General features: G+C 55.2%; 16 protein-coding genes. 3 read left to right on the top strand and 13 right to left on the bottom strand.

The features are described from left to right. Positions 1 to 156 precede the first annotated feature (156 nt). The 11 genes from dapA to BQ5456_RS08750 all read right to left on the bottom strand — a co-directional run bounded on the left by dapA (position 157) and on the right by BQ5456_RS08750 (position 11,836). On the bottom strand, positions 157 to 1,059 hold the full coding sequence (dapA, locus tag BQ5456_RS08800; RefSeq protein ID WP_071129643.1) for a 4-hydroxy-tetrahydrodipicolinate synthase: 903 nt from the start codon (positions 1,057 to 1,059) through the stop codon (positions 157 to 159). Positions 1,060 to 1,123: 64 nt separating this feature from the next. Continuing rightward, the gene (locus tag BQ5456_RS08795) at positions 1,124 to 1,696 is read right to left on the bottom strand and encodes a hypothetical protein (RefSeq protein ID WP_071129642.1); all 573 of its coding nucleotides are present in this window, start codon (positions 1,694 to 1,696) and stop codon (positions 1,124 to 1,126) included. A 1-nt stretch (position 1,697) separates the two neighbouring features. After that, positions 1,698 to 2,453 (bottom strand): 4-hydroxy-tetrahydrodipicolinate reductase, encoded by a 756-nt coding sequence (dapB, locus tag BQ5456_RS08790; protein ID WP_071129641.1) that lies wholly within the window; start codon positions 2,451 to 2,453, stop codon positions 1,698 to 1,700. Next, positions 2,454 to 2,927 (bottom strand): hypothetical protein, encoded by a 474-nt coding sequence (locus BQ5456_RS08785; RefSeq protein WP_071129640.1) that lies wholly within the window; start codon positions 2,925 to 2,927, stop codon positions 2,454 to 2,456. Positions 2,928 to 2,936: 9 nt separating this feature from the next. Then, positions 2,937 to 4,256 carry a M16 family metallopeptidase gene (locus BQ5456_RS08780; RefSeq protein WP_071129639.1) on the bottom strand — a complete coding sequence of 440 codons (1,320 nt, stop codon included), beginning with the start codon at positions 4,254 to 4,256 and terminating at the stop codon, positions 2,937 to 2,939. Between the two features lie 29 nt (positions 4,257 to 4,285). Continuing rightward, positions 4,286 to 4,735, bottom strand: coding sequence for a hypothetical protein (locus tag BQ5456_RS08775; RefSeq protein WP_071129638.1), 450 nt, complete (start codon positions 4,733 to 4,735; stop codon positions 4,286 to 4,288). 72 nt (positions 4,736 to 4,807) lie between these two features. Beyond that, positions 4,808 to 7,174 (bottom strand): polyribonucleotide nucleotidyltransferase, encoded by a 2,367-nt coding sequence (locus tag BQ5456_RS08770; protein WP_408056676.1) that lies wholly within the window; start codon positions 7,172 to 7,174, stop codon positions 4,808 to 4,810. A gap of 206 nt (positions 7,175 to 7,380) precedes the next feature. Further along, positions 7,381 to 7,650 (bottom strand): 30S ribosomal protein S15, encoded by a 270-nt coding sequence (rpsO, locus tag BQ5456_RS08765; RefSeq protein ID WP_071129636.1) that lies wholly within the window; start codon positions 7,648 to 7,650, stop codon positions 7,381 to 7,383. 168 nt (positions 7,651 to 7,818) lie between these two features. After that, positions 7,819 to 9,222, bottom strand: coding sequence for a DUF2252 domain-containing protein (locus BQ5456_RS08760; RefSeq protein WP_071129635.1), 1,404 nt, complete (start codon positions 9,220 to 9,222; stop codon positions 7,819 to 7,821). A 138-nt stretch (positions 9,223 to 9,360) separates the two neighbouring features. Beyond that, the gene (locus BQ5456_RS08755) at positions 9,361 to 10,440 is read right to left on the bottom strand and encodes a virulence RhuM family protein (RefSeq protein ID WP_071129634.1); all 1,080 of its coding nucleotides are present in this window, start codon (positions 10,438 to 10,440) and stop codon (positions 9,361 to 9,363) included. Between the two features lie 205 nt (positions 10,441 to 10,645). Next, complete coding sequence (locus tag BQ5456_RS08750; protein ID WP_071129633.1) at positions 10,646 to 11,836, bottom strand: acyltransferase family protein; 1,191 nt, start codon at positions 11,834 to 11,836, stop codon at positions 10,646 to 10,648. Positions 11,837 to 12,202: 366 nt separating this feature from the next. Between BQ5456_RS08750 and BQ5456_RS08745 the strand changes: the two genes are divergently transcribed. After that, entirely contained in the window at positions 12,203 to 12,922 is a 720-nt protein-coding gene (locus BQ5456_RS08745) for a hypothetical protein (protein ID WP_071129632.1), read from the top strand. Positions 12,923 to 13,057: 135 nt separating this feature from the next. Here BQ5456_RS08745 and BQ5456_RS08740 read toward each other — a convergent pair whose 3' ends face one another. Further along, positions 13,058 to 13,420, bottom strand: coding sequence for a type II toxin-antitoxin system VapC family toxin (locus tag BQ5456_RS08740; RefSeq protein WP_071129631.1), 363 nt, complete (start codon positions 13,418 to 13,420; stop codon positions 13,058 to 13,060). A 95-nt stretch (positions 13,421 to 13,515) separates the two neighbouring features. Beyond that, complete coding sequence (locus BQ5456_RS10615) at positions 13,516 to 13,662, bottom strand: AbrB/MazE/SpoVT family DNA-binding domain-containing protein (protein ID WP_235858566.1); 147 nt, start codon at positions 13,660 to 13,662, stop codon at positions 13,516 to 13,518. A 130-nt stretch (positions 13,663 to 13,792) separates the two neighbouring features. Between BQ5456_RS10615 and BQ5456_RS08730 the strand changes: the two genes are divergently transcribed. Together BQ5456_RS08730 and BQ5456_RS08725 are read left to right on the top strand one after the other, a co-directional pair. Next, entirely contained in the window at positions 13,793 to 14,092 is a 300-nt protein-coding gene (locus BQ5456_RS08730; protein ID WP_071129630.1) for a type II toxin-antitoxin system RelB/DinJ family antitoxin, read from the top strand. Beyond that, positions 14,089 to 14,394 (top strand): type II toxin-antitoxin system RelE/ParE family toxin, encoded by a 306-nt coding sequence (locus BQ5456_RS08725; RefSeq protein WP_071129629.1) that lies wholly within the window; start codon positions 14,089 to 14,091, stop codon positions 14,392 to 14,394. Before BQ5456_RS08730 ends, BQ5456_RS08725 begins: the two co-directional genes overlap by 4 nt. Positions 14,395 to 14,428: the final 34 nt, after the last annotated feature.

Below are 14,428 nucleotides of genomic sequence, written 5' to 3'. Positions count from 1 at the left end.
TTCCAATTGTTCCGACTTTGCGTCCCTATAGCAAACTTGCGCGCGCACTAGGACTGGAATAGTCCTTTGGTGACCAGTAGCTGGGGGTAACCCCTAAGCACAGGCTCGACCGAAGCTCTTGGTGCTAAAAACCGGGAGGAAGGCGTCCGGAAAACTCTATAGCAGACCGAAACGTTCCAACGCCTCGCGCAGCTGCGTGATTTCCTCTTCGCTGGCTGGAGCGAGCGGCAGGCGCAGGGTGTCGGAGGGGATAACTTTTTGCAGGGCGAGGGCGTGCTTGGCCATTACGGCTCCCTGCCCCCCTCCCATTAACGCTTTCACCAGGGGCTCTAACTCTAGGGAGAGCTGCAATGCGCCCTGGTAATCTCCATTTTCTACCAGCTGCACCATTTTTTGGTAGCTGCGCCCCGCCACGTGGGCGACTACGCTGATTACCCCCACTGCGCCGTGGGTGAGCCAGGAATAGTTGAGACCATCATCGCCAGAGTAAAAGGCTAGACCGGTTTCATTGATGCGTCGAGCGCCCACTTCTACTTTGCCGGTGGCGTCTTTTACCGCCACCACGTTTTCGATTTCTGCCAGGCGTTGCAGCAGTTCATCACTGATAGCTACCCCGGTACGCCCGGGAATATCGTAAAGGGTTATCGGCAGGTCTACCTGGGAGGCAACTTTCGCAAAATGTTGATAGAGCCCCTCTTGGGAAGGACGCGAATAGTAGGGGCTAACCAGCAAAATCCCGTCTGCCCCTGCCTCCTGGGCGCTGCGTGCCATCCGCACAGAATGTTCCGTGTCATTAGAGCCGGCACCGGCGGTGATGAAAATATCGTCCCCCACTGCCTGGCGGACAACTTTAATCAACTGCTCTTTTTCATCTAGGTGAGTAGTAGGTGATTCTCCGGTGGTACCCGATAACACCAGGTTATTGATTCCCTGTTCTACCAGGTGTTTTGCCAGGTTTCCGGCGGCGTCATAGTCGACGGAGCCATCGGGGTGAAAGGGGGTGACCATCGCTACCCCAACCGGACCTGCTAAGCGAAAAGTATGCTCTACGTTACTCATACTTCTACTTTACCTGCCCTGACCTGGCAGTAATTCTTCCGTCCAGTAAGCGGGCGGAAAGGGGTTAAAGATCAGTAAACCACAGGTGCTGCACCATGGATTCGTGTCCTACTTTTAGGCCTTGCCGCAGCCCCGCAGGAGCGAACCCGCATTCGGAAAAGAAACGGATTTTTTCTTGGGCTCCGGCAGCTAACCAAATCTGCAGCCGGTTAGCCCCGGATAGGCGCAACATATCGCCGACCGCATTAACCAGGCGGGAGGCAGCATCCAGTTCACTTTCCCAATCGGAGACCTCTAGCGCCACGATTTCGGCATCGGCATTTTTGCCAGCCAGTGGCGACTGTTTCGGCTTAAACAGCATTTTGGGGGCGGGCGCTATCGCCGCTAACCCCACTACCTGGCTTCCAGATATTGCCGAGAGTAAGTGATGCTTGGGCGAGGGCGGATTTTCCAGTGCCTGCCGCCAAGCCCCCGCGATTTCACCGGGATCAATCAGCGCTAGGGTTTGCGGACCAACCTGCCCCAAATGAGATTGCAAATCTGCCCGCATGGCTTGCGCCTGTATCTGCCCCCACGCCGGCATATCTTCGCTTTTCGCTAAGCGCACCGCATCTTGAGCGGCAGGTGGCACCGTCACTTTAAATCCCTAACTCCATGACTTTATCCAGCCCGACTGTCAGCGGCTGGGCAGAGCCGACTTTGCGGACAGCCAGCAGCACTCCTGGCATGAACGAGGAACGATCAAAACAGTCGGTGCGCAGCCGCAACTGTTCCCCAAGGTTACCCAAGATTACTTCCTGGTGGGCATTAGCACCGAGCACCCGCAGGGAATGTATCCCTACGTCACCAACTTTCATACCCCGCGCGCCCTCGGGGTCGGTGGTAGTGGCATCGGGAGCGGTAGGTACCCCGGCTTTTTGCCGCGCCGCCGCCATTGCTTGCGCGGTTGCCAGCGCGGTTCCGCTGGGGGCATCCAGTTTCTGAGGATGATGGGTTTCCACGATTTCATTAGAGGAAAAGAAAGGTGCCGCCAGGCGGGAAAATGCCATCACTAACACCGCTGAGAGCGCAAAGTTAGGGGCAATCAATACGTTACGTCCGTTTTCGCTAGCTACTTCCCGGATTTTTGCCTGTGCGTTCGCGTCCCAACCAGAGGTACCAACTACCGCATGGGCTCCGGCGCGCAAAATCGCCGCGGTATTAGCAAAACTGGCGCTGGGAACGGTGAACTCCACTGCTACCTCGGATCCCGCCAAACTTTCGGCAGTGATTTCATCTTTACTGCCCAGCCGCGCCACTAACTGCAGGTCCGGGGATTCTTCGATGGCTTGACAGGTGGTTTTCCCCATCCGCCCGGTAGCCCCTACTACCGCAACCGCGAGTTTTGCTGCCATCTAGTTCACTCCCTCGGGTTTATTGGCGCTGATAATCTCCGCTTTATCAGTACAGAGGGTTTGCCCCGCAATTTGCAGATTGTTGTACCATTCTTGCCGCAGCTCAGCAGAATCAACCTTGTTGTAGATATCGGACAAAGTCTGTTTATTGGTTTCAGAATCGGGTTGCTTGGCATCTAGCAGTCCGCACAGCGACTGTGCGGGCCCTAGCACCAGTTCCGCAGTCCGCTGGTCATAGTGGTTCTTTTCCATAACCTGCTTCACGAACGAGTTCTGCGATTCACTGAGGTTATCTTTGGGGGTGAACGCCACCGTGGGGGTTTCCGGGCTGGCAGGGGTAGTCACCGGTTTAGAAACCGAGCTGGTTACCTTGGGGTTGGTGCTTTTCTCATGGGAGGAGGGCTGCGCGGAGGGGGAACACCCGCTCAACAACGCTGCAGCGGCAATAATCGGAAAAAGTTTCTTTAGCTTCACCCGTTCAGCTTATGCCACCGCCGGGCGTACCACGACTTTTACCTGTGGTGAGCCGAGGAATTGCCCCGCCAAAGCGGAAATATCGGCTCCGGTTACTTCTTGCAAAGCCGCATTCATCTGCTCGATAGTGCGCAGGCGCCCGCCATTTACTTCCGAGCGTCCCAAGCGGGACATCCGGGCGCGGTTATCGTCCATACCTAGCAGCACTCCCCCGCTGAGCTGACCTAACGCCTCAGAAAGTTCCAGTTCTCCCACGGGCTGCTCGGCGAGTTTTTCTAGTTCCGCCACCAGTAGTTGCCCCACTTGCTCCAAGTTATCGGGGGCGCACCCGGCGTAGAGGCCGAAGGATCCGCTATCGCTATATGCGGAGTCAAAAGCATAGGTGGAGTAAGCCAGTCCCCGTTTTTCCCGGATTTCTTGGAAAAGTCGGGAAGACATTCCCCCAGATAACACCGTTAGCAACAAACTGAGCGTGTCGCGCTGGGGGTGGTTAGCGGGCAGGGAACGGGTTCCAATAATTATTTGCCCCTGTTCCACCGTTTTTTCTACCGTGTCGCTGGAGGGAACGGCAGAATCTGGCTGGGGACGCTGCGGAATTTCCGGATCGGTACCGCTGGGCAGTTCCCATCTGTTTTTCTGCGCCGCGTCAAGGATTAGCTGAGCCAGGCGGTCATGATCAATATCGCCGGCGGCCGCAACCACCAGGTGCCGGGGCTGGTACCAGCGCTGATGATGGGCTTTCACCGCCTCTAAGGGGGTGGCCGCCACGGTTTGCGCAGTGCCACCCACCGGCAGCCCCAAAGGCGAGGTGGGGTAAAGCTGCCCCAGGAATTTTTCATAACACACGTCCTGGGGATCGTCTTGCGACATGGCCAGTTCGTCAAGGATAACTGCGCGTTCTAGTTCGAAATCTGCGGGCGCCAAAGTGGGACGCACCAACATTTCGGTGAGTACTTCTACCGCCATCGGTAGATCCCGGGAGAGCACCCGGCAGTAATAATGCGTGGATTCTTTGGCGGTCGCGGCGTTTAGTTCCCCTCCTACCGCATCGAATGCCCGCGAGATTTCCCGGGCATCGCGGGTAACCGACCCTTTGAACAGCAAATGTTCCAGGTAATGGGTAGATCCCAAATGATCCGGACCTTCATCGCGCGAACCTGCCGGTATCCAAAATCCCAGCACTACTGAGGGCGAGGCCGGCACCTGTTGGGTTATCAGGCGAATACCCCCGGGGAGTACTGAACGCTCAATCAGGGTTTCACCTTCGTTAATGGTGAGGCGCGGCGCCTTTGCGGAAAGCGGCAGTTCATAATAGTTTTTATCCGACATTTTGTCCTCTATAAGTGTTTGCAGTTGCTTTAGTTTAGCTGCGCCGGGCTGGTAGCGCCGCGTTCGCCCTTGAGCTGTTTCTTCGATACTTCCTGCCCCCTAGCGGGGATGACGGCGAAAGCGCAAAGAAACTCTGTCAAAGTAAGGGCGCTGAAAATCCCTAGCGCCAGGCTTAGTAACTGTGCCTGCGCACTGCCGCTAGCAAACGCAAAAATCAAGGTGAGGAGGGTGACTACTAGCGCCACTATCAGTGCTCGCCCCCAAAAGCGGCGAGGAGCTAGTTTGAACACCAGGCGTATACCTGAGAACACTAGCAGGAAGGCACAGGTAATCGCCCCAAAAATTAATGCCAGGAACGCGGTGAATATCTGTAACAGTCCTGCCTCGCTATGGGCAGAAACTGCCACTAAAACGAGGGCGAAAAACAGGCAGACAAAAAGCCCCACCCCGGCGACTACCAGGTCCAAGAATCTACGCATTGATACTGACTTTCTGAAAATTAAAGGAGGCGAGGGCGAGATTATCTCGCCCTCGCCAACTTGTTTTAGCGATTATTCGCCATCGTCAGCTGCTTCTTCATCGCGGCGATCATCGCGGTGGTCATCTCGGCGATTGTTGCGGTGACGGCGAGTGCGGTTCCGCGAACGGCGCGGGCGATCTGCGTCCTCGGAGCGGCGAGATTCCTGCTTAGCCTCGTTTTCGGCTAGCTCGGCTTCTTGCTCTTCGCTCAGGACTGCGACCAGCGAGAGCTTGCCCCGCTCGTCAATCTCTTCGATCTCTACCTGCACCTGGTCACCAACGTTTAGCACGTCCTCGACCTGGTTGATGCGCTTGCCCCCTACCAGGCGGCGGATCTGCGAAATGTGCAGTAGTCCGTCCTTGCCGGGGGTCAGGGAAATGAACGCCCCGAAGGAGGTGGTCTTTACCACGGTTCCTACGAAACGTTCCCCTACCTCGGGCATTTGCGGGTTAGCAATCGCGTTCACTGCTGCCCGGGCGGCCTCGGCGGATTCGGCGTCAGCAGAGGAAATATAGACGGTGCCGTCGTCCTCGATCACAACTTCGGCTCCGGTGTCCTCTTGAATCTGGTTAATCATCTTGCCCTTGGGCCCGATGACCTCGCCAATCTTGTCTACCGGTACCTGCACGGTGATGATGCGCGGAGCGTAGGGGCTCATCTCGTCCGGTTCCGGAATCGCCTGGTCAATCAGGTTCAAGATTTCTAGGCGGGCTTCCTTCGCCTGAGCTAGCGCACCTTTCAGCACGTCAGAGGGGATACCATCCAGTTTGGTGTCCAGCTGTAGGGCGGTAATGAAGTCCCGAGTACCAGTCACCTTGAAGTCCATATCCCCAAAGCCGTCCTCGGCTCCCAAAATATCGGTGAGGGTCATGTACTTGGTGGTGCCGTCCTCGTTCGGCTCGCTCATTAGCCCCATGGCAATCCCCGCGACCGGCGCCTTTAGCGGAACGCCCGCGTTCAGCAGGGAAATCGTGGAGGCGCAAGCCGAGCCCATGGAAGAGGAGCCGTTCGAGCCCATTACTTCGGATACCTGGCGGATAGCGTAGGGGAACTCTTCCCGGGAGGGAAGTACCGGCTCGAGCGCCATTTCTGCGAGGTGGCCATGCCCGATTTCCCGCCGCTTGGGGCTGCCTACGCGTCCGGTTTCGCCGGTGCAGTAGGGCGGGAAGTTGTATTGGTGCATATAGCGTTTGCGAGTCTCCGGCCCCAGGTTGTCTAGCTGCTGCTCCATGCGCAGCATATTCAGGGTGGTTACCCCCAGCACCTGGGTTTCGCCGCGACGGAAAATCGCGGATCCGTGCAGGCGGGGCAGCACTCCGGCGCGCGCATATAGCGAGCGGATCTGGTTCGGTTTGCGTCCATCCATACGCACGCCCTCGTTCAGGGTGCGGGTACGGATTAACTCTTTTTCGAGGGCGCGGAAAGCTGCTTTCAGCTCTTTCTCACCTTCGGGGAAGCGCTCTTCCAGGTCGGCGAGCATTTGGTCTTTGATTTCGTCAACCCGGTCTTGCCGCTCCAGTTTCTCGGCGATCTGTACCGCCTGGTCGAGCTGTTCACGGCAGTTTTCAGCTACGGCATCCCAGTGTTCGTCCTCGAAGTCTTTAAACAGCGGGAACTCTAGGGTTTCCTTCTGGCACTTGGCCGCTACCTGTGCTTGTGCGCGGCACAGTTCCTTGATGAAGGGCTTGGCGGCTTCCAGACCAGCGGCTACTACATCTTCGGTAGGTGCAGTCTGTCCCTGCTGGATAAGATCCCAGGCGCCCTCGCCGCCACCGGCTTCTACCATCATGATGGCGACATCTTCGCCACCGTCAGCGGTCTGAATCACCCGGCCGGCAACCACCATATTGAAGGTGGCGCGCTCCATTTCGCTGTAACGCGGGAATGCTACCCACTGTCCATCGATTAGGGATATGCGGGTACCGCCGATCGGCCCAGAGAAGGGCAGACCGGAAATCTGGGTGGACATACTGGCGGCGTTAATGGCCAGCACATCGTAGGCATCGTCGGGGTGTACGGTCAGTACGGTTTCGACTACCTGTACTTCGTTGCGCAGCCCTTTTACGAAGGAGGGGCGCAGCGGGCGGTCGATTTGGCGAGCGGCCAAAATCGCTTCGGTGCCGGGACGGCCTTCGCGCCGGAAGAAGTTTCCGGGGATGCGTCCGGCAGCGTATTGACGTTCTTCCACATCAACAGTCAGGGGGAAGAAATCAAACTGGTCACGCGGGTTTTTCCCTACCGTAGTGGCGGATAAAACCGTGGTTTCATCATCCAGGTAAGCCAGCGCGCTGCCGGCAGCCTGTTGGGCGAGTAGGCCAGTTTCGAAGCGCACCGTGCGCTGTCCGAAACGACCGTTATCGATGATTGCCTCCGAGGCAATCACTTCTGGATCGTCCATCATTTTCTTTTATTTACTCCTTATATTCCATCTTCTAGGACCTTTGCCCTACTGAGAGCTATCACCTTGCGATGGGCGGTCAACGATCGAGACCCACGGAGAATGGCGACTAGAAACTGCTGCGCCTGATCCGGAGGCCACCACCGAAGACCGAAACCGGGGTGATAGCAATTCGGCCCGGCATTAACCGGGCCGATATTTCTATTTTAGTGGCGCAAACCGAGACGCGCGATCAAAGAACGGTAACGTTCAATGTCGATGTCTTTCAGGTAGCCTAGCAGGCGGCGCCGCTGCCCCACCAGCAGCATTAGTCCCCGACGGGAGTGGTGATCATGCTGGTGAGATTGGAAATGCTCAGTCAGATCCGAGATCCGCTTGGAAAGCAGCGCGATCTGGACCTCAGGCGAACCCGTATCACCGGGATGGGTCGCATATTCTTCCATAATCTTGGCTTTTTCTTCTTTACTCAGTGCCACTGGGTTCTCCTTTACTTCTACTTGTTGCACGGAGCACCGGGGCAGTTTCACCCGGGCATGACGCATCCGTGGCCGGCTTGTAACGGCTTTACTAGCCTAACATCACCGCAGCTGGCAATCCTATTTTGACGCTGGTGAACTAGGACACGGCGCGGCAGGTGGTACGCCCTAGCCGGCGCGGAAGGCGCTGGACATCTCGCCCTCGGGCTGGGGCATTCTCCCGTCTTTAATGGCCCGCAGAAACTCGGCGTGGTCGGCTTCGGTTTGGTCGGCGTAGGCGCGAGCGAAGGTGGCCAGAGCCTGCCCCGGTTTATCGGATTTACCCAGGTAACCGGCAATCATAGCGGCGCCGTGGGTGCGCGCGTGTCCTTTCGCCAGCAGCAGCCCCACGATTCCTGCATAGTCGCACAGGGATTTGGCACCCAGCCGGTCTAGCGGAACGGTTCCTTTCATATTGCGGAACTGGCGCACATAGTATTGGCGTTCGCCTACGCTCGCCCAGCCCAGTAGCGGATCTGACACGGTTTGCAACGCCCGCTGGTATTCCACCACGCGCTCGCCCTGGTGGGAGTGCCATTCTTTTGAGCCATGCACATATTGCGCCAGCACTGAGCGCCGCGCCTGTTTGAGCTGCAGGAAGATTACGTCCGTGGGGGTGGAGCCTTGTAGCAGCGCGATATAGGCGCGCAGACCTACTGACCCTACGCCCACTACCCGCTGCGCGATATCGACTAGGGTGTATCCACCCAACATCCGCGCCCACTGGTTAGAGATGGTATGCAGGTACCCATCGAGGGCGCGTGCCAGGGCATCCCAATCTTCTTGGGGGATTCTGGTGGTAAGCGGGGGTTCAGGAGTAATCCGCAGGCTACCTTCGGATTCTTGGGCAAACTTGGGGAGCGCCCGATCCGAGGTGCGCTTCATGGCTTTGGCGGCGGCGCGTTCTATTTCTTTTTGTAGTTTTGGGTTTAGCGATTTTGAGCTGAGTTTACCCAGGTCAATCCGGTTGAAGGCGCGTTCAAAGAGGGGGCGCCCCGCCAGGTAAGAGATTTCGTCCCGGTAGGCATTTACGCAGGCGATTACGGCATCACTGCATTTAGATTCGGAAAGATTATTTTCGCGACCAGCAACGTGGATTGAGGCAGTTAGGCGCCGCAAATCCCACTCCCAACTGCCGGTATGTGCCTCATCGAAGTCGTTGAGATCCATCACCAACTCCCCTTCGGGGGAACGGTAAAATCCAAAGTTACCCAGGTGGGAGTCCCCGCATACTACCGGTTGGATACCGGTGGCAGGCAGCGCAGCAGAATCGGCGGCTTGCACTACTGCGGCTCCCCGCAAGAATCCGTAGGGCGAGGACGCCATCCGCCCTACCCGAATCGGGATCAGGTTGTCGACTCTTCCCTGGTGGGAGGCTTGGATAAGGGCGATAGGGTCACGATCTGGTGCCGGCACCCAGGCCGCCAGGGAACTGAAGGGAACGGTTTCGCGCAGCGAGCGTCCGTATTGATAACGCTGTTCGCGCGGTTCAGGAGGAGCGAGTAAGGAACGATATTGCACCGGAATATTCACGGTCTAAACTCTATATTCTTTAGATGCTATTGGCAGATTCTGACGCGTTTTCACTGTTTAATAAGGTAATAACCATGCCATTAACAACTGCTTTCAGATTCTTGCAGCCAATGCGGGGCGGCAATCTCGACGGTGTTTTCAGTCAGTATCGCCATGGCTACCCCCGGCTTCCAGGGCTTTGGCCGCGAACTTGTCAAAATCTGATTGATATTCCAGGTCTTGGATTACCCGATATTTTTCCAGTTCTTCTTTGGCTCTCTGGTCGGCTATTTTCTTGGAGATTTTCCCGGCGTTATCTAGGAGTTCGCGACTATCAAGAGTGAGTACTTGGTTCAGGAATTTTTCCCATTCTTCCATAGTGGTGGGGATATGCCGTTTGGCGCGCGACTCTGCCAGATTTAGGTAGGCTTCAACGATTCGTCCTAAATCGGACAATTCGTCTTTCGTGAGGTAGTTTTTGGCGACGGTAACATCGCTGGTTAGGACTTTCCCTTCTGGAGAGTTTTTCCAAGTTGTTAACCCCATGTGTGGTTTGGCGGCGTCAGCTCGCTGGGCAATCAACTCGGCAGCGGTATGACCATGCACCGCGTAATGCAGTTTGTTTTGAACGGCAGCGAAAAATGTTTTAGTGGTGGGCGCATTGGGGTTGTAGTCGACGGCGGTGGCGTAGATGTCGGTTATCTTTTGGTAAAAGCGGCGCTCCGAGAGACGAATCTCGCGCACTTCTTGGAGTAGTTCCTCGAAATAGTCGTGCCCCAGTATCGTCCCCGACTCCATACGTCTGCGGTCAATAACATAGCCGCGCAGAGTAAAGTCTCGAAGCACTGCAGTTGCCCACTGCCGGAACTGGGTGGCACGAATGGAGTTGACGCGGTAGCCAACCGAGATAATCGCGTCTAGGTTGTAATGTTGGATTTGGCGAGTTACCTGGCGAGATCCTTCTTGGCGAACTACTCGAAAAATTCGAGTAGTTGCCTCTTCCGCCAGCTCGCCGGACTCGAAAATCTGTTGCAGATGATAGGTGACTGTGTTGCTCTCTACGCCAAACAGCTCAGCCATCAGGGCTTGCGTTAACCAGATAGTGCCGTCCTCATAGCGCACTTCAACACCTTCACCGGACTGAGCGGTGAATACCAAGAACTGCCCGGAATCATGCTTAATTATTGTCTGAGAGCTGGTTTTTCCCAAGCTCTTTTTAGGTTGAGTTTTCTTCGCCATACCGCTGCTCTCTATCGTTCTTCGATTGAGGTTTTCCGCTTGTAAATCGCCACTTCCGAGTCTAAACCAACTGTTTACTCCGCATGTGTTCCGACTGAAGTCAGAGCATACAGACTGCCCGACAGCCATACAAATATGTCTTCCGCTGATAAATACTGCGGTGAGAACCAAGATATTAAGCGAATCTGCTAGCTGACCAGGCTTTCTATTTCCCACACAGGGCTTGCTTGTACAGGTTCGCGAGCACCTCGTTGCCGGCTTCGGTGGGATGGGTGCCATCATCTACCAGGTATTCCGGATGCCCCTCGGTGGCCGCCCACCAGTCGATGATTCCCACATTCGGATTGTCCTTAGCCAGCCGGCTAAACACTTCATTATTCATATCTTGCAAAGGATACGGATTGCGGATCGTCACTATATACATGGGCTCGCCCTCGGCACTGTCGATCAGGTTTTGCGCCAGTAAATCACCGCGCAGCGCCGCATTGGTTCCCAGGGCATACACCAGGACGCGAGGATGAATCCCCTGGTTGTGGTAGTTGGCAAGTATCTCCGGACCGCTTTGAATCTGGCGACTAACTGCCCCATCCACTACTGCCTGCGGCAACACCTTCTTGATGGCGGCACTTGCGCCCTCGGTTATCGAATCGCCAATAATCAGCACGTCCGCGTTACAGCTGCCGGTTTCGGGATCGATCTGCCACCCGGTGGTATCCAGGTTACGGGGAACTTTCTTCGCCACCGGTTTTATCCCTTTGGGCTCGCCAGCTTCTTTGGCACCGCTCTCCCTATTCTTACTTTCTTGCTTTTTCGATTTCGAGGACGAGGCGGAGGAGGCAAGTTCTGGGCGTAACTGCACGGCTCGCTCTTTTGCTATCTGCTGCCAGTTCGCGGGGTAAAACGCCAGCGTTCCCGCCAGCACCAGTGATAGTGCCGCCAGTACCGCGAACACCGTAAGCTGCACTTTGCGCAGCCAGCCCTGTGCCCGAAGTTTCGCGGCTTTCTTTTCTCCCGGTTTTTTCCAAAGAGAACTCAGCAAAGTCGCGGGCGCTTCTGTCAGGTGATAAAAAACTTCCGCGGCAACTGCCACCACTACTAGCTGCAAGAGTTGCTGCCACCAGGAGGGCGGAACTGTGCGGGTAGCCGGATTCAGGATTAGCAGGATCGGGAAATGCACCAGGTAGACGGCGAAGGAGCGCGAACCCAGGTAGTTGAACACCGGGTTAGTCAGCAGTATTGAAATCAGCGAACCAGCAGAGGTCGCCGCCCCGATGATTACTGCACTTAGGATTGCCGCCAGCAAGAATCCGCCGAGATAAATCGCCGGCAGTTCCCCATTTTCCAAGATGCTGAAGACTATTAACCCCGCTAGGCTCCCGGCTGCCAGCACCTGCACTCGCGCGAGCTGAAACCAGCTTTACCAAAGGTTCCGAAATAGGTCGGCGAACTCAGTTACCCCTAATTCGGTTACCCCCACGCCCTCCCAGCGCAAACCTAACGCTTATCCTTACACCTACCCCCAAGTTTTGAAAGGATAGCGCTTATCCTTTCATCCAGCCCTCATTTTTGCAAGGATAAGCCTTATCCTTGCAATCACCTGCTTCTACCTGCGTTAATAAACTTAAACCTATCGGTACCGCAACATCAGCGATCACGACTTCCTTAATTCCCTCATAAGAAGATGCGAGCTAGCTGTCGCCCCCCCCTGCTGCACGCTATAAGTCACCGTCAGAAGTACCGGAAGTCGGGATAAGATTAGCTAGTGAATGAAACCAGTGATTTTGATGCTACGTTTTTGAATAGAGACAGTAGGCAGGAGAACCTGCTTTCAGCCGAAAACTCTAAACGCCCCGCTGCTAGCGTAACTATAACCCTCGGTCTGAGCCTCGCGGTGATAATAGGTTGCGGTTCAGTCGCAAATGATATGTTCCCATTTTCGGGAGTGTTCATCACGATTATGACGAAGCTTGCCAGTTCTGGCCTGGGGTTCGTAATGATTGCGGTAGTGGTGGGCTGGTTCTCTAAATCCTGGAAAATCGGTGCTAGTGTAGCTTCCGTTTCGATTCTGTTTGCGTTAGCAATCTATTACTGTGCAATACCGATCTACAACTTGCGTCCAGGCGCGGCTGGCAGCGACATTGCGAAGATTGCCCTGGTCTGGACACTGTTAGGGGTAGGGTGCGGAGTAATCGTTGGTTCAATGGCATTTTTTGCCCATTATGGATCGGTGACTCAACGATCTATCGCCACCGGCTTCCCCCTAGGTTTGATTCTAGGCCCCGTAGTGGTGGCATTACTTCAAGGCGTAGACCTCCGCAGCTTAGAGATACTGGCAGTTGTAGCAATCACGGGTTTTATTCCCTGTATTGGCCTGTTGGCTTCACTGCGACGCACAAAACCAAGACTGCTTATTCTTTCAGCGCTAGTGGGGATTATTGTATCCGGAGGGATATTTTTATTGGTATACGCCGTATACTACTGATAATTAACCGGCATCTACAGACCCTCCCGCCCTCACCTACGCCCCCAATACTTTGGCAGCTCGCGCCCTGACACACACGCAAAGAGTTATCGAAGGTAAAGATTCCGAAGATGGGACAACTTGCTGAGGGGGAAGCTAGCGGATTTGCTCGATCCCTGCGCCCTCGTCCCAGGCTTTGTTGGCGGTCAAGACGGTGGCACCTAGACGTTTTCCGAGGGCGAGGCAGAGCCGGTCACCTAGGGAGAGGTTGGTGCCGGGGTACCATAGTTTCGCTGCCGCGACTGCGTCAGATTCGCTTACGCTTTCTACTTTCAAACCGTAGGAAAACAGCAAATTAGTTGCTAGGGAAATATCTACCCCGCGAGCGAGTAGTTTTTGGGTAACCTCAGACCAGTTAGCGGCGCCCACTATGCCTTGCCCTAACGCCTGCTCTACCCGCTGCCAACCTGGTTCTTCTTGCAAGAAAGCCAAGAGAGCGGAAGAATCTAGAACATACATTAGAAAGATTCTTTCTGAGCGGCGCTGCGGCGCTCCGTCAGCAGTTCTTCTACCAGGCCACCTGCCCCAATTTGCTTCTTTATTAGCTGCTTAGCTTATTTTTGGGTCATAGTGATGACGCCATTTGGGGTATCTAACATCAATAGTTGGGTGCCTTGTTCCCACTTTTGGCTACGGCGCAGCGCCGAAGGAATCACTAAACGCCCGCGATCTCCCACAGAGGCAGCATAGGTGGTACTCATGTTTTGACTGTACCACCCGAGCCATCTGAACGGAATCACGAACTCAGGTACACCGAAGTATTCACTAACCGCCGCAGTTGAAGTACAATATGAGTACGTGATACTTCTACTGGACTATAGGGTGATTGCTATGAATACTTCCACTGCTACCAGAATTAACTTCCGAACAGACATAAAAACCAAACAGTCTGCCGAAAAACTTTTCGATGCCCTGGGGCTTGACATGACAACAGCACTCAATATGTTCTTAAAGCAGGCAGTACGGGATCAGGCGCTGCCGATTCGTCCCGCCCTCACCTACGTTCCCAATGCGCAGACAGCTCGCGCCCTGACACACGCGCAAAGAGTTATCGCAGGCAAAGATCCCGAAGATGGGGCAGTTTTTGAGAACGCAAACCAGGCGACAGAATTTCTGGACTCCCTAGCATGAAAATTATTTTTGACCGCCAGTTCCAAACCGACTTTAAGCGGGTAGTTCGCCATCAACCGCACATCAAAGACGAAATACGCGAGCTAATCTACGCTGTTGAGGATATCGGGGAGATACCACCTACCTACAACCCTCACAAGCTAACCAACCCAAGGGGAACCTACACCGGCTATTGGGGTCTACATTTACAAGAAGGCACGTTTGACGTGGTGGTGGTCTATCATCAGCTGCGAAAAAACCAGACAATCAGGTTCATCCGCATAGGTTCTCATAGGCAGCTGTTCCAGGGGAAGGAACTATAACGCTGATTCTGGTTTGAAACATCCAGAAACCCAC

Source organism: Varibaculum massiliense (genome assembly GCF_900106855.1).
GTDB lineage: Bacteria > Actinomycetota > Actinomycetes > Actinomycetales > Actinomycetaceae > Varibaculum > Varibaculum massiliense.
This window is presented reverse-complemented; position numbering and strand designations above follow the sequence as displayed.

Excerpts from the sequence above, each read along its gene's own strand:
- dapA (WP_071129643.1), bottom strand. The coding sequence starts at position 1,059 with ATGAGTAACGTAGAGCATACTTTTCGCTTAGCAGGTCCGGTTGGGGTA.
- dapB (WP_071129641.1), bottom strand. The coding sequence starts at position 2,453 with ATGGCAGCAAAACTCGCGGTTGCGGTAGTAGGGGCTACCGGGCGGATG.
- BQ5456_RS08780 (WP_071129639.1), bottom strand. The coding sequence starts at position 4,256 with ATGTCGGATAAAAACTATTATGAACTGCCGCTTTCCGCAAAGGCGCCG.
- BQ5456_RS08775 (WP_071129638.1), bottom strand. The coding sequence starts at position 4,735 with ATGCGTAGATTCTTGGACCTGGTAGTCGCCGGGGTGGGGCTTTTTGTC.
- BQ5456_RS08770 (WP_408056676.1), bottom strand. The coding sequence starts at position 7,174 with ATGGACGATCCAGAAGTGATTGCCTCGGAGGCAATCATCGATAACGGT.
- BQ5456_RS08755 (WP_071129634.1), bottom strand. The coding sequence starts at position 10,440 with ATGGCGAAGAAAACTCAACCTAAAAAGAGCTTGGGAAAAACCAGCTCT.
- BQ5456_RS08740 (WP_071129631.1), bottom strand. The coding sequence starts at position 13,420 with ATGTATGTTCTAGATTCTTCCGCTCTCTTGGCTTTCTTGCAAGAAGAA.
- BQ5456_RS10615 (WP_235858566.1), bottom strand. The coding sequence starts at position 13,662 with ATGAGTACCACCTATGCTGCCTCTGTGGGAGATCGCGGGCGTTTAGTG.
- BQ5456_RS08730 (WP_071129630.1), top strand. The coding sequence starts at position 13,793 with ATGAATACTTCCACTGCTACCAGAATTAACTTCCGAACAGACATAAAA.
- BQ5456_RS08725 (WP_071129629.1), top strand. The coding sequence starts at position 14,089 with ATGAAAATTATTTTTGACCGCCAGTTCCAAACCGACTTTAAGCGGGTA.